The 26,234-nt window shown below is 51.6% G+C and carries 19 protein-coding genes, 1 pseudogene and 1 riboswitch; of the genes and pseudogenes, 14 read left to right on the top strand and 6 right to left on the bottom strand.

The window, feature by feature from the left end; genetic code table 11:
* Nucleotides 1-7: 7 nt before the first annotated feature.
* Nucleotides 8-631 (top strand): hypothetical protein, encoded by a 624-nt coding sequence (locus tag HC248_RS00245; RefSeq protein ID WP_168920728.1) that lies wholly within the window; start codon nucleotides 8-10, stop codon nucleotides 629-631.
* A 110-nt stretch (nucleotides 632-741) separates the two neighbouring features.
* On the opposite strand, the gene HC248_RS00250 is transcribed toward HC248_RS00245, so the two are convergent.
* Entirely contained in the window at nucleotides 742-1,308 is a 567-nt protein-coding gene (locus tag HC248_RS00250; protein ID WP_168920729.1) for a cob(I)yrinic acid a,c-diamide adenosyltransferase, read from the bottom strand.
* Between the two features lie 199 nt (nucleotides 1,309-1,507).
* On the opposite strand from HC248_RS00250, the gene HC248_RS00255 reads away from it, so the two are divergent.
* Nucleotides 1,508-2,929: an FAD-binding oxidoreductase gene (locus HC248_RS00255; RefSeq protein WP_168920730.1), complete on the top strand. Its 1,422-nt coding sequence runs from the start codon at nucleotides 1,508-1,510 to the stop codon at nucleotides 2,927-2,929.
* A 12-nt stretch (nucleotides 2,930-2,941) separates the two neighbouring features.
* Here HC248_RS00255 and HC248_RS00260 read toward each other — a convergent pair whose 3' ends face one another.
* Nucleotides 2,942-3,940 (bottom strand): helix-turn-helix domain-containing protein, encoded by a 999-nt coding sequence (locus HC248_RS00260; RefSeq protein ID WP_168920731.1) that lies wholly within the window; start codon nucleotides 3,938-3,940, stop codon nucleotides 2,942-2,944.
* A gap of 217 nt (nucleotides 3,941-4,157) precedes the next feature.
* Between HC248_RS00260 and eat the strand changes: the two genes are divergently transcribed.
* From eat to eutC, 3 genes are read left to right on the top strand one after another with little or no spacing between them, the layout of a single operon-like run.
* Entirely contained in the window at nucleotides 4,158-5,549 is a 1,392-nt protein-coding gene (eat, locus tag HC248_RS00265; protein ID WP_168920732.1) for an ethanolamine permease, read from the top strand.
* Between the two features lie 4 nt (nucleotides 5,550-5,553).
* Nucleotides 5,554-6,963, top strand: coding sequence for an ethanolamine ammonia-lyase subunit EutB (locus tag HC248_RS00270; protein ID WP_420371993.1), 1,410 nt, complete (start codon nucleotides 5,554-5,556; stop codon nucleotides 6,961-6,963).
* 59 nt (nucleotides 6,964-7,022) lie between these two features.
* A complete protein-coding gene (gene eutC / locus HC248_RS00275; protein WP_168920733.1) occupies nucleotides 7,023-7,919 on the top strand; it encodes an ethanolamine ammonia-lyase subunit EutC in 897 nt (298 codons plus the stop codon).
* 80 nt (nucleotides 7,920-7,999) lie between these two features.
* On the opposite strand, the gene HC248_RS00280 is transcribed toward eutC, so the two are convergent.
* The gene (locus HC248_RS00280) at nucleotides 8,000-10,186 is read right to left on the bottom strand and encodes a RecQ family ATP-dependent DNA helicase (protein WP_168920734.1); all 2,187 of its coding nucleotides are present in this window, start codon (nucleotides 10,184-10,186) and stop codon (nucleotides 8,000-8,002) included.
* A gap of 236 nt (nucleotides 10,187-10,422) precedes the next feature.
* On the opposite strand from HC248_RS00280, the gene HC248_RS00285 reads away from it, so the two are divergent.
* From HC248_RS00285 to HC248_RS00295, 3 genes are all read left to right on the top strand, one after another.
* The gene (locus HC248_RS00285; RefSeq protein WP_168920735.1) at nucleotides 10,423-11,487 is read left to right on the top strand and encodes a homocysteine S-methyltransferase family protein; all 1,065 of its coding nucleotides are present in this window, start codon (nucleotides 10,423-10,425) and stop codon (nucleotides 11,485-11,487) included.
* Between the two features lie 73 nt (nucleotides 11,488-11,560).
* Nucleotides 11,561-11,652: riboswitch (S-adenosyl-L-homocysteine riboswitch) on the top strand.
* A 16-nt stretch (nucleotides 11,653-11,668) separates the two neighbouring features.
* Nucleotides 11,669-14,452 (top strand): methionine synthase, encoded by a 2,784-nt coding sequence (gene metH / locus HC248_RS00290; RefSeq protein ID WP_238342674.1) that lies wholly within the window; start codon nucleotides 11,669-11,671, stop codon nucleotides 14,450-14,452.
* Nucleotides 14,453-14,703: 251 nt separating this feature from the next.
* Nucleotides 14,704-15,468: an outer membrane lipoprotein gene (locus HC248_RS00295; RefSeq protein WP_168920736.1), complete on the top strand. Its 765-nt coding sequence runs from the start codon at nucleotides 14,704-14,706 to the stop codon at nucleotides 15,466-15,468.
* Nucleotides 15,469-15,555: 87 nt separating this feature from the next.
* Here the strand turns inward: HC248_RS00295 and HC248_RS00300 are convergent.
* Nucleotides 15,556-15,831: pseudogene (locus HC248_RS00300) on the bottom strand (response regulator transcription factor); the annotation flags it as partial.
* A 405-nt stretch (nucleotides 15,832-16,236) separates the two neighbouring features.
* Between HC248_RS00300 and HC248_RS00305 the strand changes: the two are divergent.
* A complete protein-coding gene (locus tag HC248_RS00305) occupies nucleotides 16,237-16,452 on the top strand; it encodes a hypothetical protein (RefSeq protein ID WP_168920737.1) in 216 nt (71 codons plus the stop codon).
* 516 nt (nucleotides 16,453-16,968) lie between these two features.
* On the opposite strand, the gene HC248_RS00315 is transcribed toward HC248_RS00305, so the two are convergent.
* Both HC248_RS00315 and HC248_RS00320 read right to left on the bottom strand, forming a co-directional pair.
* Complete coding sequence (locus HC248_RS00315) at nucleotides 16,969-19,170, bottom strand: hypothetical protein (protein WP_168920739.1); 2,202 nt, start codon at nucleotides 19,168-19,170, stop codon at nucleotides 16,969-16,971.
* A 1,014-nt stretch (nucleotides 19,171-20,184) separates the two neighbouring features.
* On the bottom strand, nucleotides 20,185-22,362 hold the full coding sequence (locus HC248_RS00320) for a hypothetical protein (RefSeq protein ID WP_168920740.1): 2,178 nt from the start codon (nucleotides 22,360-22,362) through the stop codon (nucleotides 20,185-20,187).
* Between the two features lie 1,166 nt (nucleotides 22,363-23,528).
* Between HC248_RS00320 and HC248_RS00325 the strand changes: the two genes are divergently transcribed.
* The 5 genes from HC248_RS00325 to HC248_RS00345 all read left to right on the top strand — a co-directional run bounded on the left by HC248_RS00325 (nucleotide 23,529) and on the right by HC248_RS00345 (nucleotide 26,149).
* Nucleotides 23,529-24,206, top strand: a complete 678-nt coding sequence (locus tag HC248_RS00325; RefSeq protein WP_168920741.1) for a nitroreductase family protein — start codon at nucleotides 23,529-23,531, stop codon at nucleotides 24,204-24,206.
* 723 nt (nucleotides 24,207-24,929) lie between these two features.
* A complete protein-coding gene (locus HC248_RS00330; protein ID WP_168920742.1) occupies nucleotides 24,930-25,142 on the top strand; it encodes a hypothetical protein in 213 nt (70 codons plus the stop codon).
* A gap of 38 nt (nucleotides 25,143-25,180) precedes the next feature.
* Nucleotides 25,181-25,408, top strand: coding sequence for a hypothetical protein (locus tag HC248_RS00335; RefSeq protein ID WP_168920743.1), 228 nt, complete (start codon nucleotides 25,181-25,183; stop codon nucleotides 25,406-25,408).
* Between the two features lie 169 nt (nucleotides 25,409-25,577).
* Entirely contained in the window at nucleotides 25,578-25,784 is a 207-nt protein-coding gene (locus HC248_RS00340; RefSeq protein WP_168920744.1) for a type II toxin-antitoxin system VapB family antitoxin, read from the top strand.
* Complete coding sequence (locus HC248_RS00345; protein ID WP_168920745.1) at nucleotides 25,781-26,149, top strand: type II toxin-antitoxin system VapC family toxin; 369 nt, start codon at nucleotides 25,781-25,783, stop codon at nucleotides 26,147-26,149. Before HC248_RS00340 ends, HC248_RS00345 begins: the two co-directional genes overlap by 4 nt.
* Nucleotides 26,150-26,234: the final 85 nt, after the last annotated feature.

The following is a 26,234-nucleotide window of genomic DNA, read 5'->3' on the forward strand; positions in this document are numbered from 1 at the left end:
GTGAAAAATGACAGCGCCTACCTATCCTCTTTATCAAAGGCTTCCGGGTTTGATTTTGGCTTTTCACGGCTGCGATAAAGCCATTGGTGAAAAACTCTTGCAAGGCAAGATGACGCATTTGCAGCCGAGTAAAAACAACTATGACTGGCTCGGTGGAGGTATTTATTTTTGGGAAAACGACCCTCTGCGCGCTTGGTCGTTCGCCGAAAAAGCCAGCCACAAACATCATCTGACCAAGGGCAGCATCAAGACGCCATTTGTTTTGGGCGCAATCATTGATTTGGGTTTGTGCCTTAACTTGATGGACTGCAGAGCTTTAGACGAAGTGCGTTATGCCCACGACATTCTTCAGCTGTCTTACGTCGGCAGCGAAGAAATTGTTCCTATGAATACTGGCGAGAATTTAGGTGCGCGTTTTCTAGACCGCGCCGTGATTGAAATGCTGCACACGTTGAGACTTCAATTTGAAGAAAAGGGCGGTATGCACCCGCCCTACGATACGGTTCGCAGCGCCTTTCCAGAAGGCAATGCGCTGTATGAGAATGCTGGCTTTCAGGCAGAAAATCACATTCAAATAGCGGTCAGAAATCACGATTGCATCAAAGGCTATTTCCGGCCGATTCAAGAATAGTTCTGGCCTTAACTTATTTTGAAGTTTTTCTCAGACGTTAATTTTTGTCTGTGATTGATTGAGAGTGATCTCAACATGCTGCTGCAAACGATTCGCGCTAAATCAAGGAATCACTCAGCAGCAGCACTCGCCAACCGCTGGCTTTTCCAATAAACATCGTCGCCGCCATCCATGCGGTTTAGTACGCGTGACAGCACAAATAGCAAGTCGCTCAAACGGTTTAAATATTGGCGCGGCGCATCTTTCAAGGCCTCTGCCATACCCAGTGCCACCACGGCGCGCTCAGCCCGACGCGCTACCGTACGGCAGACGTGGGCTTGGCTGGCTGCGCGTGAGCCGGCTGGCAAAATGAATTCGGCCAGTCTGGGCAGCACTGCGTTGTGCTCCTCTAGCGCCGCGTCGAGATGCGCCACAGCCTCGGGTTTGAGCAGCTCAAAACCGGGAATGCTCAGCTCGCCGCCCAGGTTGAACAACTGGTGCTGAACTTCAACTAGCAACTCGCGCACACCGACTGCCATTTCTTCGCAGAGCAACAGGCCAATGTGTGAATTGAGTTCGTCGACATCGCCCATGGCGTGTACCCGCAAGCTGTCTTTGGAGACCCGGGTGTTGTCGCCCAGTCCGGTGCTGCCGTTGTCCCCGGTACGGGTGGCGATTTGTGTCAGTCGGTTGCTCATGGCGGCCCTTGTCAAAATAAACCCCGAGCCACTATAGGCGCGGAACACGAAACTTTAGCAGAGCCCGCCGACTACCTGAGCGGCGAGTGGCCTTAAACCTTAAGACCTTGACTAGCCCATAATGATTCACCAAGGTCGCTCAAGTCGACTCACGCCCTGCAAATTCGGCAGGTGCAACACCCAAAATTTGGAGACACACATGAACGCGCCCCTGCCATCCCATTTGCTGCCCGAGATCAAGCAACGCGAGCTGCCGGTTGAACTCATAGACGCGCTCAAAGCCCGCTTTGCCGAGCGTTGCTCCACCGCCTTGGTGGTGCGCGAGCAGCATGGCCGCGACGAGTCTTCCTACGCCGTGCCACCACCTGCTGCCGTGGTGTTTGCGCAAAGCACACAAGATGTGGCGGATGTGGTCAAGCTCGCCGCCCAATACCGCGTGCCGGTGATTCCTTTTGGCGTTGGCACTTCGCTAGAAGGTCACTTACTGGCCGTGCAAGGCGGCATCAGCGTAGATGTGAGTCGCATGAATCAGGTCTTGTCTATCAACGCCGAAGATTTGACCGTGACAGTGCAACCCGGCGTGACGCGCAAGCAGCTCAACGAAGCAGTTAAAAGCACGGGTCTGTTTTTCCCCATTGATCCGGGCGCCGATGCCACCCTAGGCGGCATGAGCGCGACTCGCGCCAGCGGCACCAACGCAGTTCGCTACGGCACTATGCGCGAGAACGTACTGGCGTTAGAAGTGGTGACGGCCTCAGGCAAGGTGATACGCACCGGCACTCGCGCCAAAAAATCTTCTGCCGGCTACGACTTGACCCGCCTGATGGTGGGCAGCGAAGGCACCTTAGGCGTGATCACCGAAGTCACCGTGCGTTTGTATCCGCTGCCCGAGGCGATCTCGGCGGCGACCTGCTCCTTTCCCAGCATAGAAGCGGCGGTGCGCACCACCATAGCGTTAATTCAAATGGGTGTGCCGATTGCCCGCGTTGAACTAATTGATGGCAACACCGTGCGTATGGTGAACGCACATTCCAAGCTAGGCTTGCGCGAAGAAACGATGCTGCTGATGGAGTTTCACGGCTCACCGAGCAGCGTTAAAGAGCAGGCCGAGCTAGTCCAAGAACTCGCCAACGAGCACGGCGGCCAAGCCTTTGAATGGGCTAGCACACCAGAAGAGCGCACCCGACTCTGGACGGCGCGCCACAACGCCTACTTCGCCGCACTTCAGTCGCGCCCCGGCTGCCGCGCGATTTCTACCGACACCTGCGTGCCGATCTCGCGTCTGGCGGACTGCCTGCTCGAATCAATTGCCGAAGTCGATGCCAGCGGCATTCCTTACTTTTTAGTCGGCCACGTGGGCGACGGCAACTTTCATTTTGGCTATTTGATTGACCCCAATTTGCCGCACGAGCGAGAGGTCGCCGAGGCGCTAAACAACAAGCTGGTGAGCCGCGCACTGGCACTAGAAGGTACGTGTACCGGCGAGCATGGCATTGGTCTACACAAGATGGATTTTTTGGTGACTGAGACTGGCGACGGCGCGGTAGACATGATGCGCACCATCAAACATGCGCTTGACCCAGACAACATCATGAATCCGGGCAAGATTTTTAGTTGGTGAGTTTGTTGGCGTTCAATGCGGGTGTTGGTGCAAACACTCAGACGGTGTTTGACCAAACAGTTTGCGGTAATCGTTGGCAAACTGGCTTAAGTGCCCGAAGCCCCAGTCAGCGGCAACATCGCTCACCTTGCGGACTTTGCTGACAGGCTCGCGCAATTCTCGGCGCGCACCGTTGAGCCGAATGATGCGCAGGTACTGAATCGGGCTCATGCCCAGCACATCCTCAAAACAGTATTGCAGGGTTCGGCGGCTGACATGCAGGCACTCGCATAATTCGACAACGCTGGTCAGCCGGTCTTTGCGTTCCAGCACATAGTCGCGTGCTTGAGCCACTATGCGCCTGCGCCGCATAAAGCTGTTGCTAACTGCACAGTCTACTTCCCCGCTATCTAACATCGACAGAACGGTCAATATGACGCTTTCCTCGTCAGCGTTTGCACCGGCTACGGTCTGACTGGTATGGCTATCTAGAGGTTTGTTTTCTGATGAGCTTAGCTGTCCCAATAGCTGCAAACAGGCATGGCGGCTAGCGTCAGAGACATGTAGTACTTCGGTCTTGGCCAGCTTTTGCCAGTCAATGACACAGTGCATTCGATCAGCCGCAGCCTGCAAGCTGTCGGTTTTGACGACTATTCCGTAGACCGTGTAATGAGTGGGCGTTAGCAGTTCAAATTCGCAGTTTCCAGGGCGCACCATGATGGCGTCGCTATGACCTTGACGGCCATTGATGCGGACTTTATCCGTCACCGGCAAACTTTGCGTGCTGGCAAGGTTCGGTATGCCAAACCAAAATGCCTGCGGCCAAACACAACAGGATTGGCGCAGGGCTTGACTAGTGTGTTCGCGAAAAATCTGCATCTGCGGCATTTTCAATTCGGTCAGTACGCCGTGAAAAGCGCCCCGCGTGACTTGGTCATAACTTTGCTCCCAGTCCGTCAGATTGTGGGCATGCTCATCGGCATCATGTGCCTGCACGGTTGAAATTTGGGGCGTGCTGAAGGTGTCAGACATTTGTGAAAGTCGGTCAGCTGTATGGGTAGAAGACGTGGCTAGTATTACGGGTTATTTGGCATGAATCGAGGCCTGAGCGGACTAATAAAAACCCTATGCACAAAGCATGCCCAAAAAACGCGAGAAAAACAGAAAGCTTGCCGAATTTTGATAACGCTCAATTCGGTTCAGTCATTACATTGAGTCCATCGTTCAACACTTAAACCGGTAAACACGTATGACTCCTTTAGAAAACGTTCCTATCCCGCATGTGCTCAAACCGGTGCTCAGCACCTTGCAGCTGTGGGGCATCGCGGTTGGACTGGTGATTTCAGGTGAGTATTTCGGTTGGAGTTACGGCTGGGCTTCGGCCGGTACGCTGGGCTTTACCATCACCTCGATTTTTGTCGCGGCGATGTACACCACTTTCATTTTTAGCTTCACAGAGTTGACCACTTCTATTCCACAAGCCGGTGGCCCATTCGCCTACAGCAAGCGCGCTTACGGCCCGACTGCCGGCTATTTAGCCGGTGCCGCTACCTTGATTGAATTTGTTTTTGCGCCGCCGGCCATTGCGCTGGCGATTGGCGCTTACCTGAATGTTCAGTTTTCTACGCTAGACCCCAAGACGGCCGCTGTCTGTGCCTACTTGGTGTTTATGACTCTCAATATCGTGGGTGTGCGCATCGCCGCTACTTTTGAGCTGGCCGTCACCTTGCTGGCGATTTTTGAATTATTGGTATTTATGGGCGTGGTAGCGCCAAGTTTTTCTATGAGTAATTTCACCAAAGGTGGCTGGTCGGGCATGGACAGTTTTAGCTTGGCGTCTATTCCCGGCATGTTTGCGGCGATACCGTTTGCGATCTGGTTTTTCTTGGCTATCGAAGGGGTTGCCATGGCCGCAGAAGAGGCAAAAGACCCTAAGCGCTCAATCCCGATTGCCTACATCACCGGCATTTTGACCTTGGTGGTGCTGGCCATTGGCGTGATGGTGTTTGCCGGCGGCACCGGTGACTGGACCAAATTAGCCAACATCAATGATCCCTTGCCGCAAGCCATGAAGACGGTGGTGGGCGAGAGCAGCGGCTGGTTGCATATGCTGGTCTGGCTGGGCTTGTTCGGTTTGGTGGCTTCGTTTCACGGCATTATTTTGGGCTACTCGCGGCAGATTTTTGCTTTGGCTCGCGAAGCTTATTTGCCGGCTTATTTCGCCAAAATTCACCCCCGTTTTAAGACTCCGCACCGGGCTATTTTGGCCGGCGGCGTGGTTGGTATTGTTGCCATCTACAGCGATGAGTTGATCAAAATTGGGGGTCAAACGTTGACAGCAAACATCGTCACCATGGCTGTGTTCGGCGCAATTTTGATGTACATCATCAGCATGTTCAGCCTGTTTCGTCTACGCCGTACCGAGCCTGATATGGTGCGCCCTTTCCGCGCCCCGCTCTACCCTTACTTTCCCGCTTTCGCCTTATTTGGTGCCTGCGTTTGTATGATTACGATGATTTATTACAACCCCTTAATCTTCGGTATTTTTGTTGGCTTTATGGCACTGGGCTATGTTTACTTTTTGATGACGGCTAACAATCGCAGTCGCGCTATTGCGCAGATGGCGCAAGATTTGAATTGATCCTATGCGCATAAAAAGTTACCCCTACAGCCACACCACAGGCACGCAAAGCTACGGCTTTGTGGATTTAAAAGACCTCATGGCCAAGGCCACACCGGCTCGCTCGGGAGACCTGTTGTCTGGGGTCGCAGCGCGCAGCGCACAAGAACGCGCTGCGGCGCAAATGGCCTTGGCCGATTTGCCGCTACGCACTTTTTTAAATCAAGCCCTGATTGCCTATGAAGACGATGAAGTCACCCGCTTAATCATTGACACGCACGACGCCGCCGCCTTTGCACCAGTGAGTCATTTGACGGTGGGCGACTTTCGCAATTGGCTGCTGACAGACGCGGTGGACAGCGCTGTGCTGTCAGCGCTAGCACCCGGTATCACGCCCGAAATGGCGGCCGCGGTGAGCAAACTCATGCGCAATCAAGATTTGATTTTGGTGGCCAAAAAATGCCAAGTAATCACCCAGTTCCGCAACACTTTGGGCTTGTCTGGCCACATGGCGACTCGGCTGCAACCGAATCATCCAACTGACGACGCCAGCGGCATTGCAGCTAGCTTGCTCGACGGCTTGCTCTACGGCAGTGGCGATGCGGTAATTGGCATCAACCCTGCCACGGACAATCTGCCGCAAGTCATCAAACTGGTGACTTTGTTGGACGACATCATCCGCCAATACGCCATTCCTACCCAGTCTTGTGTGCTCACCCATGTGACGAATACGCTGCAAGCCATAGAGCGCGGTGCGCCGGTTGATTTGGTGTTTCAGTCGATTGCTGGTACCGAGGCCGCTAACAGCAGCTTTGGCATCAATTTGGCGCTGCTGGACGAGGCGCGCAGCGCGGCCTTGTCACTCAAGCGCGGCACGGTTGGCGATAACCTGATGTATTTTGAAACCGGCCAAGGCAGTGCGCTATCAGCCAACGCGCACCACGGCGTGGATCAGCAAACCTGTGAGGCGCGGGCTTACGCAGTGGCGCGACGTTTTAAACCGCTATTGGTCAACAGCGTGGTCGGCTTTATAGGCCCTGAGTATTTGTTCGACGGTAAGCAAATTATTCGCGCTGGTTTAGAAGACCATTTCTGCGCCAAGCTGCTAGGCCTGCCTATGGGCTGTGATGTTTGCTATACCAACCATGCAGAAGCTGACCAAAATGATATGGACGTGTTGCTAACGCTGCTGGGCGTGGCGGGCTGCAATTTTTTCATGGGAATTCCAGGGTCAGACGACATCATGCTAAATTACCAAACCACTTCTTTTCACGACGCCTTGTATGCGCGCCGCGTACTTGGTTTAAAGCCTGCGCCAGAGTTTGCTGCTTGGCTGCAGCAGATGGAAATTTTTCTGCCCGACACGCGCGCGCAGTTTCAACTCAACCCAGCTTTAGCGCCGGCTTTTAACCAAGCGCTGTTGCGCTTGTCTTGATTAACGCGTTGTCTTTTACTTGCTCTTTTTTCAAGATCTTCGCCATCACAAAGCGCGCCATGAACACCAAGCCATCGCCCGTCACTGCCAACCCTTGGGAAGCTTTGCGCCAATTTACCGAGGCCCGGATTGCGTTGGGGCGCGCCGGTGTGAGTTTGCCGACGCAAGCGCATCTGGCTTTTCAGCTGGCCCACGCGCAGGCGCGGGATGCGGTTTTAGTTGCACTCGATGCACCGCTGTTGCTGCAGCAGCTTAGCGCCGTCCTGCCAGTGCAAAGCGCAGCCGGTTTAATCTTGCATAGCGCTGCGGTCGACCGCAGCAGCTATCTGCAGCGGCCCGACCTTGGCCGCCAACTTGACGCGGCCTCGCAGCAGGCAGTCAAAAACTTGAGGTCAGCAGCGCAAACTCAAACCGAATCCGATGCGCGTCCCTACGACATAGCTTTCGTATTGGTTGACGGCCTTTCTGCTCAAGCCATCGCACACAACGCCGTGCCTTTTCTTGCTGTGCTGCAAAAGCGTCTGGCATCTGAGAATTGGTCGGTCGCTCCACTGTGCATAGTGCAGCAAGGGCGGGTTGCTATCGGCGACGAAGTCGCGCAGCGGCTAGGCGCTAAATCGGTAGTCGTATTAATTGGTGAGCGGCCCGGCTTGAGCTCGCCCGACAGCATGGGTTTGTATTTAACTTGGATGCCGCGGGTTGGGCTGACCGATGCCAGTCGCAACTGCATCTCCAACGTCAGGCCAGCCGGTCTGCGTTATGAAGAAGCGGCTTACAAACTGCACTACCTGCTGTCGCAGGCGCACCAGCGCCAGTTAACCGGTGTTGCGCTGAAAGACGAAACCTTGGCCGATACCGATGCGCTGCTACTAACTGACCGCGCGCCGCGCAATTTTTTATTATCGGATTCATCGCATGCGCCACGTTTATCGAGCGAGGACATTGAGTCGTCATGATTTAGTCGCTGTCAGCGCCGCCTATTTATGCGGTTAACGACTTTAAAAAAATACAAATGACGCGAACGAAAATAACCTGTTTAGGCGCTCATAGCGCAGACCCGTAAAACTTCTGCACCATAAGCCTCAAGCTTTTTCACACCAATGCCGGCAATGCCTTCTAGGTCAGATAATTTAACTGGCGAGCGTTCTGCAATGGCGCGCAAAGTTGAGTCATGAAAGATCACAAAGGCTGGCAGATTATGTTCGCGTGCAATTTCTGCGCGCCACTCTTTCAAGCCGGCCAAGCGCTCTAGTGCGCCAGCATTGAGCGCCGCTTCTGCAATGCCTTTTGCAGACGTTTTGACCGTTGTTTTTGTGCGCTTGCCTGGCGTTGACGAACTGGCTATCTGTTCGCGCAGCAGCACTGTCGCCAGGCCTTTTAATACTTGGCGCGCTTCGGGCAATAACTGCAAGGTGTTAAAGGCCTCGGTGTCTACCCGCACCATGTCTTTAGTAATGAGTTGGCGCAATACGGCGCGCCACTGGGTCTCGCCCACATCAGTGCCAATGCCAAAAGTGCTCAAGCGTTCATGGCCGTATTGCAAGACTTTTTCAGTTGTTTTACCGCGCAGTATGTCCATTAAATGGCCGGCACCAAAACTGATACCACTGGCTTGATGAACGCGGTAAATACAGCTGAGCATTTTGCGTGCGGCTTCAGTCGCATCCCAAACCGCGGGCGGAAATAAACAGTTGTCGCAGTTTCCGCAAAAGTAATTGTTGACCCCCACGCTTTTCACTTCGTGTAATGCGCTGCCCCCCGAGGGGGCGGAACTTGCTCGGGGCGGCCCGTCGCTGCTTTCATTAACCCCCACGCTTTTCACTTCGTGTAATGCGCTGCCCCCCGAGGGGGCGGAACTTGCTTGGGGCGGCCCGTCGCTGCTTTCATTAACCCCCACGCTTTTCACTTCGTGTAATGCGCTGCCCCCCGTTATCGGCTCAATTTCTAATTTATTTAAGGCTTGAGCACTCGTAGTTTTAGCCCCACTTAAATCGTTGCTATTCTCGTTTTTTGAATTTTCAGATTTGCTTTTAAGCTCCTCACCAAAATACGAAAGCAAACTCGCGCGTCGGCAATGCGTGCTCTCGGCAAGGCTGAGTAAGGCGTCGAGTTTTCCGCGCATGGCTTGCTTGAATTCTTCACTGGCGGCCTCGCTGGTGTCTATCATTCGGCGTTGATTAACCACGTCTTGCAAGCCGTAAGTCATCCACGCATCGGCGCTCAAACCATCACGTCCTGCACGTCCAGTTTCTTGGTAATAGCCTTCTATATTTTTTGGCATGTCCAGGTGAGCGACAAAGCGTACATCGGGTTTGTCAATGCCCATACCGAAGGCAATCGTGGCGACCATAATCATGGCGTCGTCGCGTAAAAATTGGTCTTGCCTTTGTTGCCGCAAGCTACTGTCTAAGCCGGCGTGATAAGCCATGGCTTTCAGCCCTGCGGCCTGCAACATGCCGGCAACTTCTTCCACGCGTTTGCGTGATTGGCAGTAAACAATGCCGGCTTCGGCGGCGTGCTCGGTTTCTATAAAACGCAGCAACTGGCGTGTGGCATCGGTTTTTTCGACGATGGTGTAGCGGATGTTGGGCCGGTCAAAACTGCTGACAAATTCACGTGCTGTTTCAAGTTTTAAACGCTCAACCATGTCTTGGCGCGTGAGTGCATCGGCGGTCGCAGTAAGCGCCATACGCGGCACATCGGGAAACATTTCATGCAGCAAACTCAGCGAGCGGTATTCAGGCCTGAAGTCGTGGCCCCACTGGCTCACGCAATGGGCTTCATCAATCGCAAACAAACTGAGTTTGCCGCGCTGGTTTAGCGAGCGCAGCAAGTCCTTCATGCGCGGCGTGTTGATGCGCTCGGGCGCGGCGTAGAGCAGGGTCAGTTCTGCGCGCAGCAATTGCTTTTCGAGTGCGCTGCTTTCTTCAAACGTTTGGGTCGAATTTAAAAATGCCGCCGACACACCCGCCTCATGCAATGCGCCAACTTGGTCGTGCATCAGCGCGATGAGTGGCGAGACCACAATCGTCACACCATGACCTGCGTTTTGCCGCACTATGGCCGGTATCTGATAGCACAGTGATTTGCCACCGCCTGTGGGCATGAGTACTAACGCATCCCCGCCGGCGATCACATGTTCAACGATGTCACGTTGCGGGCCGCGAAAGCTGTCGTAACCGAATACTTGGGAAAGTATGTTGAGCGGGGTCGGTTGATCCATGGTTTCTGTCGAGTGGGGCAAAGAAGGCAATAGGTGCAACTGTAAAAGGGTAAAAACTAAAAGCCAAGATTTATCACGACAAAAGAGATGCTACAAAAGTTATAGCTAAACCTCGTTGCAGTGTTATTAGTCTGTAATGACAAGGTGACTCTTTTAGGCTTTGCATGGGCGCATTAAGCGCTCGCCGAATTGTCCGTGAATTTTGCGGGCGTTAAACGCCAGCTTAAAATCAAGTTATGAAGCCACTCATTTATACCCGCGGTCAGCAACTGCCAGCCCTGCTTGAAAAACGTATCGCCATACTCGACGGCGCTATGGGCACCATGATTCAGCGCTTTCGCTTAAGCGAAGCCCAGTACCGCGGCGAGCGCTTTAAAGATTTTGCGCGTGATGTCAAAGGCAATAACGAATTGCTCAGTTTGACACGGCCAAGCGTGATTCAAGATATTCACGAAAGCTATCTTGCCGGCGGCGCAGACTTGGTTGAGACGAATACTTTTGGCGCGACCAGCGTGGCCCAGTCCGACTACGACATGGCTGACTTAGCGATTGAAATGAACTTGGAATCTGCCCGCATCGCACGCGCCGCATGTGACAAATATTCCACACCGGACAAGCCGCGTTTTGTCGCCGGCACGCTAGGTCCAACACCCAAAACCGCCAGCATCAGCCCGGACGTGAACGATCCCGGCGCGCGTAACACCAGCTTTGAGATTTTGCGCCAAGCCTATTACGAGCAGACCGAAGCGCTGGTGCAAGGCGGCAGCGATGTGTTGCTGGTCGAGACAATTTTCGACACCCTCAACGCCAAAGCCGCGCTGTTTGCGATTGAAGAATATTTTGAAAATTCTGGCCAGCGCTTGCCCCTCATCATCAGCGGCACGGTGACCGATGCCTCGGGCCGCATTTTGAGCGGTCAAACCGTCACCGCATTTTGGAACAGCGTGCGCCACGCCAGACCGCTGGCGATTGGTTTGAATTGCGCACTCGGCGCGGCCCTGATGCGCCCTTACATTCAAGAGCTGGCAAAGGTGGCGGGTGATACTTTCATCAGCTGCTACCCCAACGCGGGTCTGCCCAACCCCATGAGCGATACCGGTTTTGACGAGACGCCTGACGTGACCTCGCGCTTGCTGCATGAGTTCGCTGCCGAAGGCTTGGTCAACATCGTGGGCGGCTGCTGCGGCACGACGCCCGAGCATATTGCCGCCATTGTGGATGCGGTCTCACCGCTGCCAAGACGCCGTTTAAGCACCGCGCCCGGCAATACCGCTGGTGTGTTTTACCGCGAAACGGCGTAACCTTCAGAGTGTTTTGTAGCGGTTCTTACAGCGCGTTTGTGCTGACCGCCTCGATCAGCGCTTAAAATCTGCACAACCCAAGGAGCGTTGCAGCGAAATGTCTATTTCGTCAGGCTTGGGTTAACGGCGCTAGTACAGCTGCCGCCAAAACGACGCTCACCTTGAGCCCAAAGGTGAGTCCATGTCTGCAACTGAAAATTTCCCCCTAGCCGCCACGCCAGCCCTGCCTGCGGTACCCGCCATGAAGCTGTCCGGCCTTGAGCCCGTGAGCATTGGTGCTGAGTCCTTATTCGTCAACATTGGCGAGCGCACCAACGTCACCGGCTCCAAGGCCTTTGCCCGCATGATTCTCAACGGCGACTTTGAAGCGGCCTTAGTCGTGGCCCGTCAGCAAGTCGAAAACGGCGCGCAAATCATAGACATCAACATGGACGAAGCCATGTTGGACAGCCAAGCCGCGATGGTGCGTTTTTTGAATTTGATCGCCAGCGAGCCCGACATTGCCCGCGTGCCCATCATGATTGACAGCTCTAAGTGGAGCGTGATTGAAGCCGGTCTGCGCTGCATTCAGGGCAAGGGAATTGTTAATTCCATCTCCATGAAGGAAGGCGAGGCGATCTTTCGTCAGCAGGCCAAACTGCTCAAGCGCTATGGCGCGGCTGCGGTGGTGATGGCGTTTGACGAGAAAGGCCAGGCCGATACCTATGCGCGCAAGATTCAAATTTGCGAGCGCGCTTATCGCCTGTTGGTCGACGACATCGACTTCCCGCCAGAAGACATTATTTTTGATCCGAATATTTTTGCCATAGCCACCGGTATTGAAGAGCACGACAACTACGCCGTCGACTTTATCAACGCCACCCGCTGGATTAAAGAGAATTTGCCCGGCGCTAAAGTCTCGGGTGGCGTGTCCAACGTGTCGTTTAGCTTTCGCGGCAATGACCCGGTGCGTGAAGCTATTCACACGGTATTTTTGTACCACGCCATCAAAGCCGGAATGGACATGGGCATCGTCAACGCCGGCATGATGGGCGTCTATGACGACTTAGACCCGATTCTGCGCGAGCGGGTCGAAGACGTGGTGCTTAACCGCCGGCCGGTCTACTTGGCGGGCGAGGCTGAATTAACGCCCGGCGAGCGTTTGATTGAAGTCGCGGAGACGGCTAAAAGCGGTGCCAAAGACGACAGCAAGCGCTACGAATGGCGCGCCCTACCAGTGCGTCAGCGTCTGTCCCACGCCTTGGTTCACGGCATGAATGAGTTCATCACCGAAGACACCGAAGAAGTCTGGCAAGCCATTAGCGCCGACGGTGGCCGACCACTGCATGTGATCGAAGGCCCGTTAATGGACGGCATGAATGTGGTGGGCGACTTGTTCGGTCAAGGCAAAATGTTTTTACCTCAGGTGGTGAAAAGCGCCCGCGTCATGAAGCAGGCCGTAGCCCATTTGCTGCCTTACATCGAAGCCGAAAAACTGCTGCTAGAAGCCGCTGGTGCGGACGTCAGAACCAAGGGGAAAATCATCATCGCCACGGTCAAAGGCGACGTCCACGATATTGGTAAAAACATCGTCACTGTAGTTTTGCAATGCAACAACTTCGAAGTCGTCAACATGGGCGTGATGGTGCCCTGCCACGAAATATTAGCCCGTGCTAAAGCTGAAGGAGCGGATATTGTGGGCCTGTCCGGTCTGATCACGCCGAGCTTGGAAGAGATGCAATACGTGGCCGCCGAGATGCAAAAAGACGATTACTTTCGCCTGAAAAAAATCCCGCTCATGATTGGCGGCGCGACCACTAGCCGAGTCCACACCGCGGTGAAAATATCGCCCCATTACGAAGGCCCGGTGATCTATGTGCCGGACGCATCGCGCAGCGTGAGCGTGGCGCAAAGCTTGCTCTCAGACAATGCCACTAAGTACATAGAAGAGATCAATATCGACTATGAAAAAGTGCGTATTCAACACGCGAATAAAAAACAAATTCCCATGTGGCCATTGGCCAAAGCACGTGCCAATGCGACACCAGTCGATTGGACAAACTACACGCCCAAAGTGCCTAAATTTACCGGCCGGCGTTTGTTTAAAAATTTCGATTTAGCCGAGTTAGCACCCTTTATTGATTGGGCGCCGTTCTTTCAAACCTGGGATTTGGCCGGCCCTTTTCCCGCCATTCTTAAAGACGAAGTGGTGGGTACCGAAGCCGTGCGTGTTTATGCTGATGCCAAACGCATGCTCAAACGTTTGATTGATGGCCGCTGGCTAACGGCTAATGCGGTGGTCGGTTTGTACCCCGCCAACAGCGTCGGTGACGACATAGAAATCTACACCGACGAATCGCGTACCGAAGTCGCCATGACATGGCACGGCCTGCGCCAGCAGACCGAAAAAACAGCGGTTGAAGGCGTGATGCGCCCGAATCGTTGCCTGTCGGATTTTGTGGCGCCAAAGGACAGCAAAATCGCCGACTACATTGGCTTGTTTGCGGTTACCGCTGGCCTTGGCATGGAGAAAAAAGAAAAGTATTTTGAGGACGACAACGACGACTACTCCTCCATCATGCTCAAAGCCTTGGCTGACCGTTTAGCCGAAGCTTTTGCCGAGGCCATGCACCAGCGTGTGCGCCAAGACTTGTGGGGTTATGCGGCTGATGAGAGCTTGGCCGTTGAAGACTTAATCCGCGAAAAATACACTGGCATTCGCCCTGCGCCGGGCTACCCAGCTTGCCCGGACCACAGCGTCAAGCAAGCCATGTTTGAGTTGCTCGGTGCGCAAGACATTGGCATGGCCTTGACCGAAAGTCTGGCCATGACACCAGCGTCTAGTGTGAGCGGTTTTTATCTTGGTCACCCGGATAGCTGCTACTTCAATGTCGGCCGAATTGGCGACGATCAGTTGCAGGACTTGGCCAAGCGCCGCGGCAGCTCGATCGAGGCGATGCAGCGTTTGCTCGCGCCTAATCTGTGAAGATGGTTTGAGCTCGAAACTCCTCTCGTCCTAGCCTTTAGCGGAAAACGCTGGGGTTACGACGCGTGGCGCCAAGCATCACATGACGTTTGTGGGATTTGCGGGATTTGGGGCTTGCGATTTGATGTTTTATTGGCTTGACAAAGATTTGTATGCGAAAACGTCTACTGATGCGTTAAATATTTTTACACTAAGTTACACATCATGCTGCACAGCAATTTGGCAGCTTCCTCTTTGCAAAGGACACTCTCATGACTAATCCCAACCAACAATCTTCTAGCCAATCGTCGTCAAGCGCCAAGCCCTTGTGGATTGCCGTTGGCCTTTTGGGTGCTGCGGTACTGGCCATGGGCGGCACCATGCTTTATCAGCGCAGCCCAGCGGCTGTTGCAAGCACTACTCCGCTGGCTATCACCGCGCCTGCCACCAGTGATACCGCACAAAAGCCGGCCCAAGTGGCGCTCAACGACAGCGCAACAAAACCTGTGGTTCAGCACACTCAGCCGACGCATCGCGATGCGCCAGTCACCAAATCGCCCGCAGTAGTCGCTCATAGCGGCGCTGCGCCGTCCTCGGTTCCTGTGCCTTTACCAGTAGCCCAAGCACGTGCTTGCAATGACTGCGGCTCGGTCGAGAGCGTCACGCCCGTGCAACGTTCCATCAAGCCTTCAGGCCCAGGCATAGGTGCGGTAGCTGGCGGCGTGTTGGGTGCGGTGCTGGGCAATCAGGTCGGTCAAGGCAACGGTAAAACCGTTGCTACGCTATTAGGTGCAGTCGGTGGCGGCTTTGCCGGCAACGCGATTGAAAACAACGTCCGCAAGGAAACGGTCTACGAAGTCAGTGTGCGCATGGAAGACGGATCGCGCCGCAGCATAGAGTTGGCCCAATCACCTAGCGTGGGCAGCCGCGTGACGCTGGAAGGATCTTCCCTGCGTCTGGCTGATGGCACGGTGCTGCGCGCACCGGCAGCGGTGGTCAATCAGCCGCCGTCACAAACGCAAAACCAAAGTCGTTAAGCCAAAGCCAAAGCCAAAGCCAACGCCAACGCCAACGCCAAAGCCAACGCCCGAGTCTGAGTCAAATTCGAGCTTGGTTTGGTGGCGCTAAGACTGCGGTAGTAATTGCGCTGCAACTGCAGTCGCGGCAGAGCGGGTTTCTACGCCGAGTTTTTCAAAAATATGTTCTAAGTGTTTGTTCACCGTCCGCGGGCTCATGCCTAAAATGTCGGCGATATCGCGGTTGGTTTTGCCTTTAGCCAGCCAAGACAACACTTCAGTTTCCCTCGGTGTGAGCGGCACCTCCAAGGCCCGCGCTGGGTTGCTCGCATGGTTTGACACGAACAGCAGCAGCATGGATTCAGACACACCACTTTGACCGATTGCCTAGCTGTCAGACGCGACTCCGAATACCCCGGTTTAGTAAAAATGCTTTGGCCTGCTTTCGATTGCTAAGTTGTTTGAAGCTGGCTAGATATTTTTTAGGGCTGTGATTTGTATTCAGCTAATTTTCTTCAATTGCCAGAAGGTATTTTGCTAACGCCACCGGCTAAAAGCTAAAAGCTAAAAGCTAATGCGCTGTGCGCTGCTATTAGCCGCTGTTATTGGACGCAGACATCGCATACGCATGAGCCATCGCAAGCATTAATTTTCTGCGATATTAAAACCGACAGACCTTGCCGCACTCGCGCCGTATATCCTCACCAAAAGATAACCTTCAGCTGCGCTAGGTTTAAGCCGCCCAGCCCTTGCCCTAGTATTTGAGTGTCGTTTTTTTCACCACTCACTATGCCGCAGCGTAACGCCCCAAATCTCATCAAAAGCTTGAGCGATCTGAATAATTTGTCTGAAATTGTGGTCGATAAGCGCTTGGGGCAAAGAGCGTCGTCAAAGAAGAACCGGCGCAATCGCCATTACGAAAAGCAGTTTCTGCGCAATGCCCTCACGCATGGGCTTGAATCTGAAGATGATGAATCGCCAGGGGACATTGGCCAAGGCCAGTGAAGATAGCTGTGATTCACACCCCCCTGCCAGCGTTAGTGCAATGCCCGCTTTGCGGCCGCGTCATACCGCCTGCGCAGCGCGATGCACATCACCTTGTTCCCAAAAGCAAGGGAGGGAGGCAAACAACTTTTATGCACCGCATTTGTCATCGCCAAATTCATGCAGTGCTGACCGAGTCTGAGTTGGCTCGCCAGTACGCGACGGTAGACGCTTTGCTTGAGCACCCTGAACTCAAAGTATTTGTCTCTTGGGTTAAAACTAAACCTGATGATTTTTTTGTCGCTACTAGCAAGAGTGCGCGAATTAGAAAACGGCGGCGATAGTTTTTTGTAACTAGCTACCGTTCAATCATTTTTTTCTTATTGCTAACAGGGCTATTTCTGGGTTTTCTATGACTTTAGGCTAAGCGGCTTTAAGTCCGAAGTGCAATTTTGAGATTAATCGGGTGGCTTGATTATTGTTGAATCTGAGGGTTTTAGTTATTGCGATGCTTGGGTGCTTATTTTGTCTGCGGGTCTATTTAGATTCACTCTTCCTGTCGTATTGGCGATCGTCTTTAACATCACTATCACTATCACTATCACTATCAATCATCGCTATTGGAAGAAACTGCCGTAATTGAAAGATAAGAGTAGCGCCAAAATCTGCTGGCATTTCTTTCTCCAAAACGCTTAAATTAATGTGTGCAATTTCTGCTTGAATAAAATCACACGTCATATGCGGGCGAAAGTTTTGGTAAAGCGTTAGGTATTGCTGGCGTTGTTCTGCCAGTGCGTAGATTGCCTCATCCCCAATATCTCCAAGAGTGGCTGGATTGGTAAAGACGGTGTGCGGATCTTTTTTGAATTCGCCTTTAAGCCAAGCCAATATTTCTTTGAATTGAATTTCAATTGCTTGCCCGTGATTGAGGATTAGTCCTATCGCTTGCAGCTTGAAATCGCGTGAAATATTAGTTATTAACCGTATCTTCGACAGCTCTTCCTGTGTTGTTTGAGTGCTTAAAAATTCACCAAGAGAATAAATAATTTCTAGCAGTTGGAGCTTTTCTCGTGCTGGTAAAAATTGGCTCTCGATTACTGCAGCTGTGTTGCTGCAAGCGGCATCAAACCCTAAGCGCATGTGTTGTCTATATGGCCCTGGATCAATTCCTTCAGCCATGGGTATAGCCAATAGTTGGTCGCGCAGTGCTTCGCGATCTTCAAGTGGGCGTTGCAAGAGATTAATTCCACTCATCACGGCAGCAGTAAATACAGCCATTTTCTGCGGAGTGGTGTTGGCTTGAACTATGCCGGTTAGTAACGCTAATTGATGTGGCTCTTGGCGACTAGCTGCCTCACCCCAATCACGGAGCGTGTCTATGCTGCGGCGCATAGAAATAGCTGGGATGGCCGCATTCAATGCGTTCAACACTTGGCGGATTTTTTGAGCGTCACCTCGAATTTGTTCGAATAAAAAATTTGTAGTGCTGTAAAAAGCAATTGGCTGCTGAGCAACAACCCATAGCTGCGCAAGCCGCGGCTGCAACAAGGGCCAAATGGCGACATTGATGTGAGGGTTAACGTTCAATAATTGCAGTAATTCCAAGGCATTGTTGGCGACTTCTGGTTCTCCCGCAGTTGTTGCCGCATGGACGAGGCTTTCGCGCCCAGCGTCCCCCAAAGCAGCCCATAGTTCAGTTTTTCTTAGGTCAGAATTGACCGCTAGACTGATCAATAACTGCAGGGCTTCATAGGCCATTGCGGGTTGCGTGGGGTTGGTTACTGCGGCAACGACAGCGGCGTGCCCAGCGGCCCCCAAGGTGGCCCAGAGTTCAGCGGCTACGCCATTAGCGCGAAGAGTTAAACGGTCCAAAAAACGCAGGGCATTCTTGGCCACAGTGGGTTGTTCTGGGTTCGTTGCCGCGGCGACGACAGCTGCGCGCCCAGTCATTCCCAAGGTGGCCCAAAGCTCAGCTTGCATTGCAAGAGATTTCAGCGAAAGGACAACCAATAAATGCAGAGCTTTTGCGGCCACTTGCGGCTGGCCAAGTGTCGTTGCTACAGCAAGGACGCCTGCGCGTCCAGTTACACCCAAGCTGGCCGATAGCGCAGCGGTCCGAGTTGTGGATCCTTCCGCGAGAGTGGACAGTAAACGCAGTGCCATCAGGTTTGTTCGTGGCGACCCCGTGGTCGATACGGCAGTGATGATGTTCGTGTAGCCAGTCATCTCCAAGCTGGCCCAAATTGCAGCTTTTCTAGCTTCAGAGCCAGTCATTAAATTGGCTAACAAAGCCATCGCAGCTGTTCTTTGCGGTTTCGTGGTTGTTGCCGATGCCACGATTGCCGCGTCATTAGCCTTGGTTAAGGTTTCCCAAAGTTGAGATGTTCTGATGACGGAGCCATTGGTGAGATTCGCTAGTAAGGCTATTGAAGCCGCATTCAATTGGCCTGGAGTGGTCGCTAATTTGACGATTGCAGTAAGCTCGGTCACATCAAAATTCGCCCAAATAAAAGCTTTTCTACTTTCGGAATTCGCAGCAAGATTCATCAATAACTCTATTGCTTGCCGTGCCACTTTTGGCTGTGTGATAGCGGTTGCAGCATTAACTACTTCAGACATTCGCCCCTTAAGTTCGCGATATACCACGGCCCTTTCTTCTTGACTCACACATGAGCGTTTGAGTAAATTTTCTAACTCTACTGGATTAATCTGTGCGCTCTGATTTTGATTAATTGACAATGACAGCGAAGTTCTAGCGCTGCTGATTGTTCTGTCGGGTCGGCTGGAGCTACTAGAACTACTCGCTTTAGTTTCATTGCTCACTACAGTTACTAGTCTGACCGAATAGCTTGATAAGTTTCTTTGAGAAACGAGACTGCTCTGATGTGTGGGTGTCCGGATTGCAGGGCTGCTCTGAATGACTACTGGGCTTGGAATAGTCGAAATTTTTCTTTCGGCTTTTTGTCTCAACGTAGGATTTATGACAACCGTTGTATGCAAGAGATTCATGTGTCGTTATCAGTTAAAGTAAATAAAGTTTTATTAATATGGAATAGAAAATATTAAAAAAATATTATTAAATTTGGTTATTTTTACTAGTGTTTATATCGCTGATTAGCCACATGTACAAGCACTAAAAATATGATAATTTATTTTTTAGAAAAAGACTTAAATTTTTACGTATTGAATATTTTTTGGCATGTCAGTACAAAATTTAAACTACGGATTTAAGCCTAAAGTGGAACTCTTAAATTAACTGGGCGAGTTAGTGATAGTGTGATTAACGCTGGTAAAAGCCAAACGCTGATAATGATTAATGACCCTTTTCCACACTGCTTAAATATTTGCCTACGTGTCGTTTAAAAAAGCATTGGCTCTAGGGAATGTATTAATCATTTTTCTAAAATCATTCGTACATTGCGTGCAAACACTCACGACCAGAAACGTGAAGAATTTTGTCCAACACAAACAAACCACTTTTTCTTTGAAGACAAATTTTCTTATCTGTCCATATGCTGCGTGGGGGTGTATATTTAATGACCCTATGAATGGTTTGATTCATCGCTTCATGTCCAACTTGCATGCGCTTCGATTGCATCCTTGACGCTGATTCCGCGGTGGCGATGCATAGACGCAATCGTCGTCCCCAAAAATATTTCGGACATTAAACACTTCATGATTTTTTATGGAGTAGCTACAAATTAATTGCCATTCGGTTGCACTTGTAGCTGGTACCTATCCATCAAAAAAATGCTATTTAGATTCACTCTTGCTATCGTATCGACCATCGTCGTTGACACCGGCATCAATCTTTGCAGTCGAGAGAAACTGTCGTAATTGAAAAATAAGAGTAGCGCCAAAATCCTCCGGCATTTCTTTTGTCGAAACTTGCTGACTAATTTCTGCAATTTCAGCCTGAATAAAATCGCGCGTCATATGTGGTCGAAAATTTTGGTAAAGCGCGAGGTATTGCTGGCGTTGTTCTGCCAGTGCGTAGATTTCAGTATCACTAATATTTCCAAAAGTGACTGGATTAGTAAAGACGGTGTGCTTATCTGTTTTGAATTCGCCTTTAAGCCAAGTCAGGATTCCTTTAAATTGAGAGCTGTTTGCTTTTCCGTGATTGAGGAGAAGTTCTATGGCTTGCAGCTTAAATTCGCGTGACATATGAGGCGTGAACTGTATCTTCGACAACTCTTCCTGTGTTACTTGAGCGCTTAAAAATTCTCGAGAAGAATAAATAATTTCTATCAGTTGCAGCTTTTCTGGTGCTGGTAAAAATTTGCTCTCGATTACTGCAACTGTGTTGCCGCAAGCGGCATCAAACCCTAACTGCATGTGTTGTCTATACAGCGTCGGATCAATACCTTCAGCCAGGGGTATGGCCAACAGTTGGTCGCGCAGTGCTTCGCGCTCTTCTAGTGGGTGTTGCCAGAGATTAAATCCACTCATCACGGCAGCTAAAAACACAGCCATTTTTTGCGCTGAGATGTTGGCTTGAACGATGCCGGTTAGTAACGGTAATTGCGCTGCCTCATGGCGGCTAACTAGTTCACCCCACCCACGAAGCGTGTCTATGCTGCGGCGTATAGAAATAGCTGGGATGGCGGCGTTCAACACGTTTAATGCTTGGCTGGTTCTCTGTGCGTCTCCTCGAATTTGGTTGAATAAAAAAACTGCAGCATCTTGCTTAGCAGCTGACGGCTGAGTAGTAACGGCCCACAGCTGCGCAAGCCGCGGCTGCAACAAGTGCCACAGTTCGACTTTGATGCCAACAGAGCTGGCCGCTAAGGTGGACAATAAAATCAGGGCTTTCTCGGCTGCTGCGGGTTGTGCGGGATTCGTTGCAGCGGTCACGACAGCTGCGCGCTCAGCCGCCCCCAAGGTGGCCCATAGTTGAGCGTCTATGACAACAGAGTTGCCCGCCATAGCGGTTAACAATTCCAGTGCTTTCTCGGCCACTGCGGGTTCTGAGGTGCTCGTTGCTGCGGTCACGAGCGCTGCGCGCTCAGCCGCCCCCAAGCTGGTCCAGATTTCCTCGCCTCTGACGGCAGAGTTGCCCGATAGATTGGTCAACAAATTCAGTGCTTTTTCGGCCACTTCGGGTTGCGCTGTGCTCGTTGCTGCGGTCACGAGCGCTGCGAGCCCAGCCGCCCCCAAGCTGGTCCAGAGTTCCTCGTCTCTGACTTCAGAGCGGACCGTTAAAGCGGTCAATAAAAGAAGTGCTTTGTCGGCCACTTCGGGCTGTGCGGGGCTCGTTGCTGCGGCTACGAGCGCTGCGCGCCCAGCCGCCCCCAAGGTGGCCCAGAGTTCAGTGTCTATGGCGTTAAAGATGCCCGCCATAACAGTCAACAATGCCAGGGCTTTATCGGCCACTGCGTGCTGTGCGGTGCTAGTTGCTGCGGTCACGATCGCTGCGCGCCCAGCCGCACCCAAGTCGGCCCACATTTCAGCGTCTATGACGTCAGAGTAGCCCACTAGATTGGTCAAAAAATTCAGCGCTTGCACGGCCACTGCGGGTTGTGCAGGGCTTGTTGCTGCGGTCACTAGAGCTGCGCGCCCAGCCGCACCCAAGGTGGCCCAGAGCCCAGCGCCTGTGACGTCAGAGTGGTCCGCTAGACTGGCCAATAAATGCAGGGCTTGCTCGGCCACGGCGGGTTGTGCGGTGCTCGTTGCTGCGGTCACGAGCGCTGCGCGCCCAGCCGCCCCCAAGGTGGCCCAGAGTCTAGCTGCTCTGACGTCAGAGTTCTGAGTTAGTTCGTCTAGTAACTTCAGGGCTTGCCTTGCCACTTCTGGCTGCTGGGGATTCGTTGCCGCGTTAACGACTTCAGACATTCGCCCCTCAAGTTCGCCATATACCGCAGCTTGTTCTTCGTGACCAATGCGCGAGCGATTGAGTAATTTTTCTAACTCTTCTGGATGAATCTGCACTCCTTGATGGGTTTTAACTAAAGGTGAGGAAGAGGAAGAGGAAGAGGAAGAGGAAGAGGAAGAGGAAGAGGAAGAGGAAGAGGAAGAGGAAGAGGACGAACTAGCGCTGCTGATTATTCTGCTTGGACTACTTGGACTACTTGGACTACTTGGACTACTTGGACTACTAGCACTACTAGCACTACGCGCTTTTGCCACAGTGCTTTCTAGAGCGAGTGGTGTAACCGAATAGCTTGATAAGCTTTTTGGCGTAACGGTACTGCTCTGGTGCGTGGGTATCCGGCTTGCAAGGCTGCTCTGAATGACGGGGCTTGGATTGGGTGAGATTTTTCTTTTTTTTATTTTTGCTTCTGATTGCAAAGTAGGTTGGCTGTCAGCCTTTCTATGTAATGGATTCATGTGTTGTTACCGGTTGATGTGAATAATGTTGAGCAATATGAATAGAAGATATTTAATAGAAATATTTGATTAAATTTAGTTATTTTTGCTGGCCTTTATAGCGCTGATCGGTCACGCGTGCAAGCACGAAAACGATAGTTATTTGCTTGTCTAGAAAAGACTAAAAATCTTGTTATACGCATTGAATGCTGTATCAGTGATTTGATATTTTTGATGGCGTATAAATACAAAAATTAAACCGCGGCTTCAAGTTTGAAGTGCAATTTAGAAATTTACGGAGCGAGTGATCCGGTGATTGGCGTCAGTCAAAAGCCGAACCTTTGTAACGACGAACGACCCCGTTTCGCACTACGCAATAATTTTTACAAGCGGTTTAAAACAGCGCAGGCCGTAGGAGAGGCGTTAATCACTTCCCTCAAAATATTCGCACATTGCATACAAATACTCACGACCAACAATGTGAAAAATTTTGCTGAATATAAATGCATAATTTTTTTACTTTGATAAAAAAATAAAAGTGATATCCACGTTTGTGATACCTATTTAATTTTCTCGAAACCCCATTGCTCACAAGGTCGTGGATTTTTGTTTTTGGGGAATAAAAAAGTCGCCTCTTTTAATAACTAAATATCTGCATATTTGGGTTGAGTAAAAGACTACGCCTGCCGCCTTGGTGACAGGTTTTAAAGCTCGCTGCGCTAACATCATTTAGGCTCGACTAATCGAGTATTTTTCAGACCAATCCAAGACACGAGGGCAACACGCTTATGGACTTTGACCAAGTGGTGCAAGGCCGCCGCAGCATACGCGGTTACTTGAATAAGCCGGTGCCACAAGCGCTGGTTCGCGAAGTTCTGACGCTGGCAATGCGCGCGCCTACTTCTTTAAACACGCAGCCTTGGAATTTTTATGTGGTGGCTGGCGCGGTGTTAAACCGTATCCGGCAAGGCAATGTCGAGCGCAATCTAGCGGGTGTGCCGCATTCGCGTGAATTTCGTATGGGGCCTGACTACACCGGTGTGCACCGCGAACGACAAATTGGTGTGGCCAAGCAGTTGTTTGCCGCAATGGACATTGCACGCGACGATAAAACCAAACGCCAAGAGTGGATCTTGCGTGGCTTTCGCCAGTTCGACGCACCGGTGTCCATCGTCATCACCTACGACCGCGCCATTCACGGCAGCGACATCGCGCCTTTCGATTGCGGTGGCGTCGTCAATTGCATAGTCAACGCAGCATGGTCACGCGGCTTGGGTACGGTGATCAATAGCCAAGGCATTATGCAGTCGCCAGTGGTGCGGGCCGAGGCCTGTATTCCAGATGATCAAGTGATTCAAACCTGCGTCGCCATGGGCTGGCCTGACGATAGTTTCCCGGCCAACGCAGTCGTATCGCAGCGCAAGTCGCTGGACGAGGCAGCGGTGTTTTTGGGCTTTGACGACTGATCTAGATTGGCGCAAAGCGGGTTTAGGCGGGGCTTTATAAATGACGTTTGACGATACCGATATGCCGCAGAAAAAATCTTTTTGAATTTTTTATGCTGCGACTATTGAGTTAAATTGTCATATTTTCTTGCTGGCCCGCTTGCTAGTAATTGCTGCAAAGTCTTTCCTTTAATGATTGACTATTTCAAAACTTATCAGTCAATTGATGCGGCACACTTTGTGCGCATAGATGCTTGGCTTGCGTGTACTGAAGGCAAACTATTCAAAGTATTTTTTGTCTTGCGCCAAGACTAAACTAGATAAATTTTTTCTCTCTTCACCACCAAGATTGCGCAAATTAAAATGCCTAAGGGTTATTTTTTTGCGTGAAAATTCGTCTGAATTTTAATGACTACGCAGTTTTTTCCGATTTGTGATTCACACCGGCGCTATGTTTTGACTGCATCAAAAAAACCGCAGAATCGTTTAAAAAAAACATTTTCTCTTGATGCTCTAGGTTGGATTAAAAAGCCGTCGCAATCGGCCTTATTTTTTCAGTTGTCGTTGACCGACTGTTTACTTTTTTGACCAAGCCATTTATCTTTCGTCGTCGTCCGCGCGGGAATTAGTGCATGGACGTAATTCGCGCTACAGCTAAGGTCATGTCGGTGGCGTATTTTTTGAAGTTTGCTTTTGGTAAGACAGTTGTGTTGGTGTCCTGCCATGTTTAAAGGAAGTAATCAAATGGACAAACAAGAAATTTGCCCGATTTGCGCCGAAGGCCACATCAGCGCGCAAGTGCAAGAAATTGAAAGCGATTACAAGGGCAACAAGGCCATGCTGCCCTTGCACTACAAGTTATGCGATGTCTGCACGTCTGATTTTGCTGGCGCAGCAGAAGGCAAGCGCAATAAACGCTTGGTGATGGCCTTTCGCCAGCGGGTAGATGGGCTGTAACGGGTATTGAAATCACGGCTTTACGTAAGCAATACCAGTTGACTCAAGGTCAGGCGGCGCGCCTCTTTGGCGGCGGCCCAGTGGCTTTTACCAAGTACGAAAACGACGATGTGGCGCAGGCCGAGTCTATGGATAATTTGCTGCGTTTGGTTCGCCGCAGCGCCGATGTTTTTTGGCTGCTAGCAGAAGAAAAGGCCATGACTGCGGCGCTCACCAAGCACATGACTTCTGAGCCTAGTGTGGCGACTCATTTGCTGGGTAAGTAAGGGCTTAGCTAGCTTTTGGCCGCTTTTTGGCCGCTTATTAATCGGTTTGGTCGCACCGTTTTTTTCTTGAGTTGCAAGCCTGAGGGTAACTGCCCTGCGGTTTAGTTTGTTACGATGTACGTATTGATGTATAAACGCATCATTATTGATGAAGCTACAAGGCACTTTTATGCGCACCACAGTCACTATCGACGATGTTCTTTACGAAAAGGCCCTTGAAGTGGCTGACACCGACATGGATAAAGCAGACCTTTTTCGAGAAGCTATCAAAATTTTTGTGCGAGTAAAAGCCGGCAAGCGTCTTGCCGCTTTAGGCGGCACTATGCCGGATATTCAAGACGTACCGCGTCGCGCGCAGGAGCCAGCTTCACAATGAGCGTGCTCATTGATACATCGGTATGGATAGACTATTTTCGACATGGAAACGATGCGTTGGTCACTTTAATCGAACAAGACTTTGCGCTAATCCACCCCATGGTCATACTCGAAATTGCCTGTGGTACGCCCCCTGCGCCACGCTTAAAGACTTTAAGAAATCTTGGCTTTTTAGAATTCTGTAATCAGGCAAGCATGCGTGAGGTGACGACTTTTATTGAGCACGAAAAGTTGTATGGGCTTGGGTGTGGGTTGGTGGATATGACGTTGCTGGCATCCACACTTATTACGCCAGATACTGAGCTGTGGACGCTCGATAAGCGCCTTGCAGATTTGGCCAAACGTTTTGGCGTAGCGCATCGTTAGGCGCTGCATTAGTCAACTGCAGACCCCAATCGACGGAAATTTCAGCTGTGGCTTTAGATGAGCAATTATTTGGGCTCTGCGCAGC

This window comes from Polaromonas vacuolata (assembly GCF_012584515.1).
Lineage (GTDB): Bacteria > Pseudomonadota > Gammaproteobacteria > Burkholderiales > Burkholderiaceae_C > Polaromonas > Polaromonas vacuolata.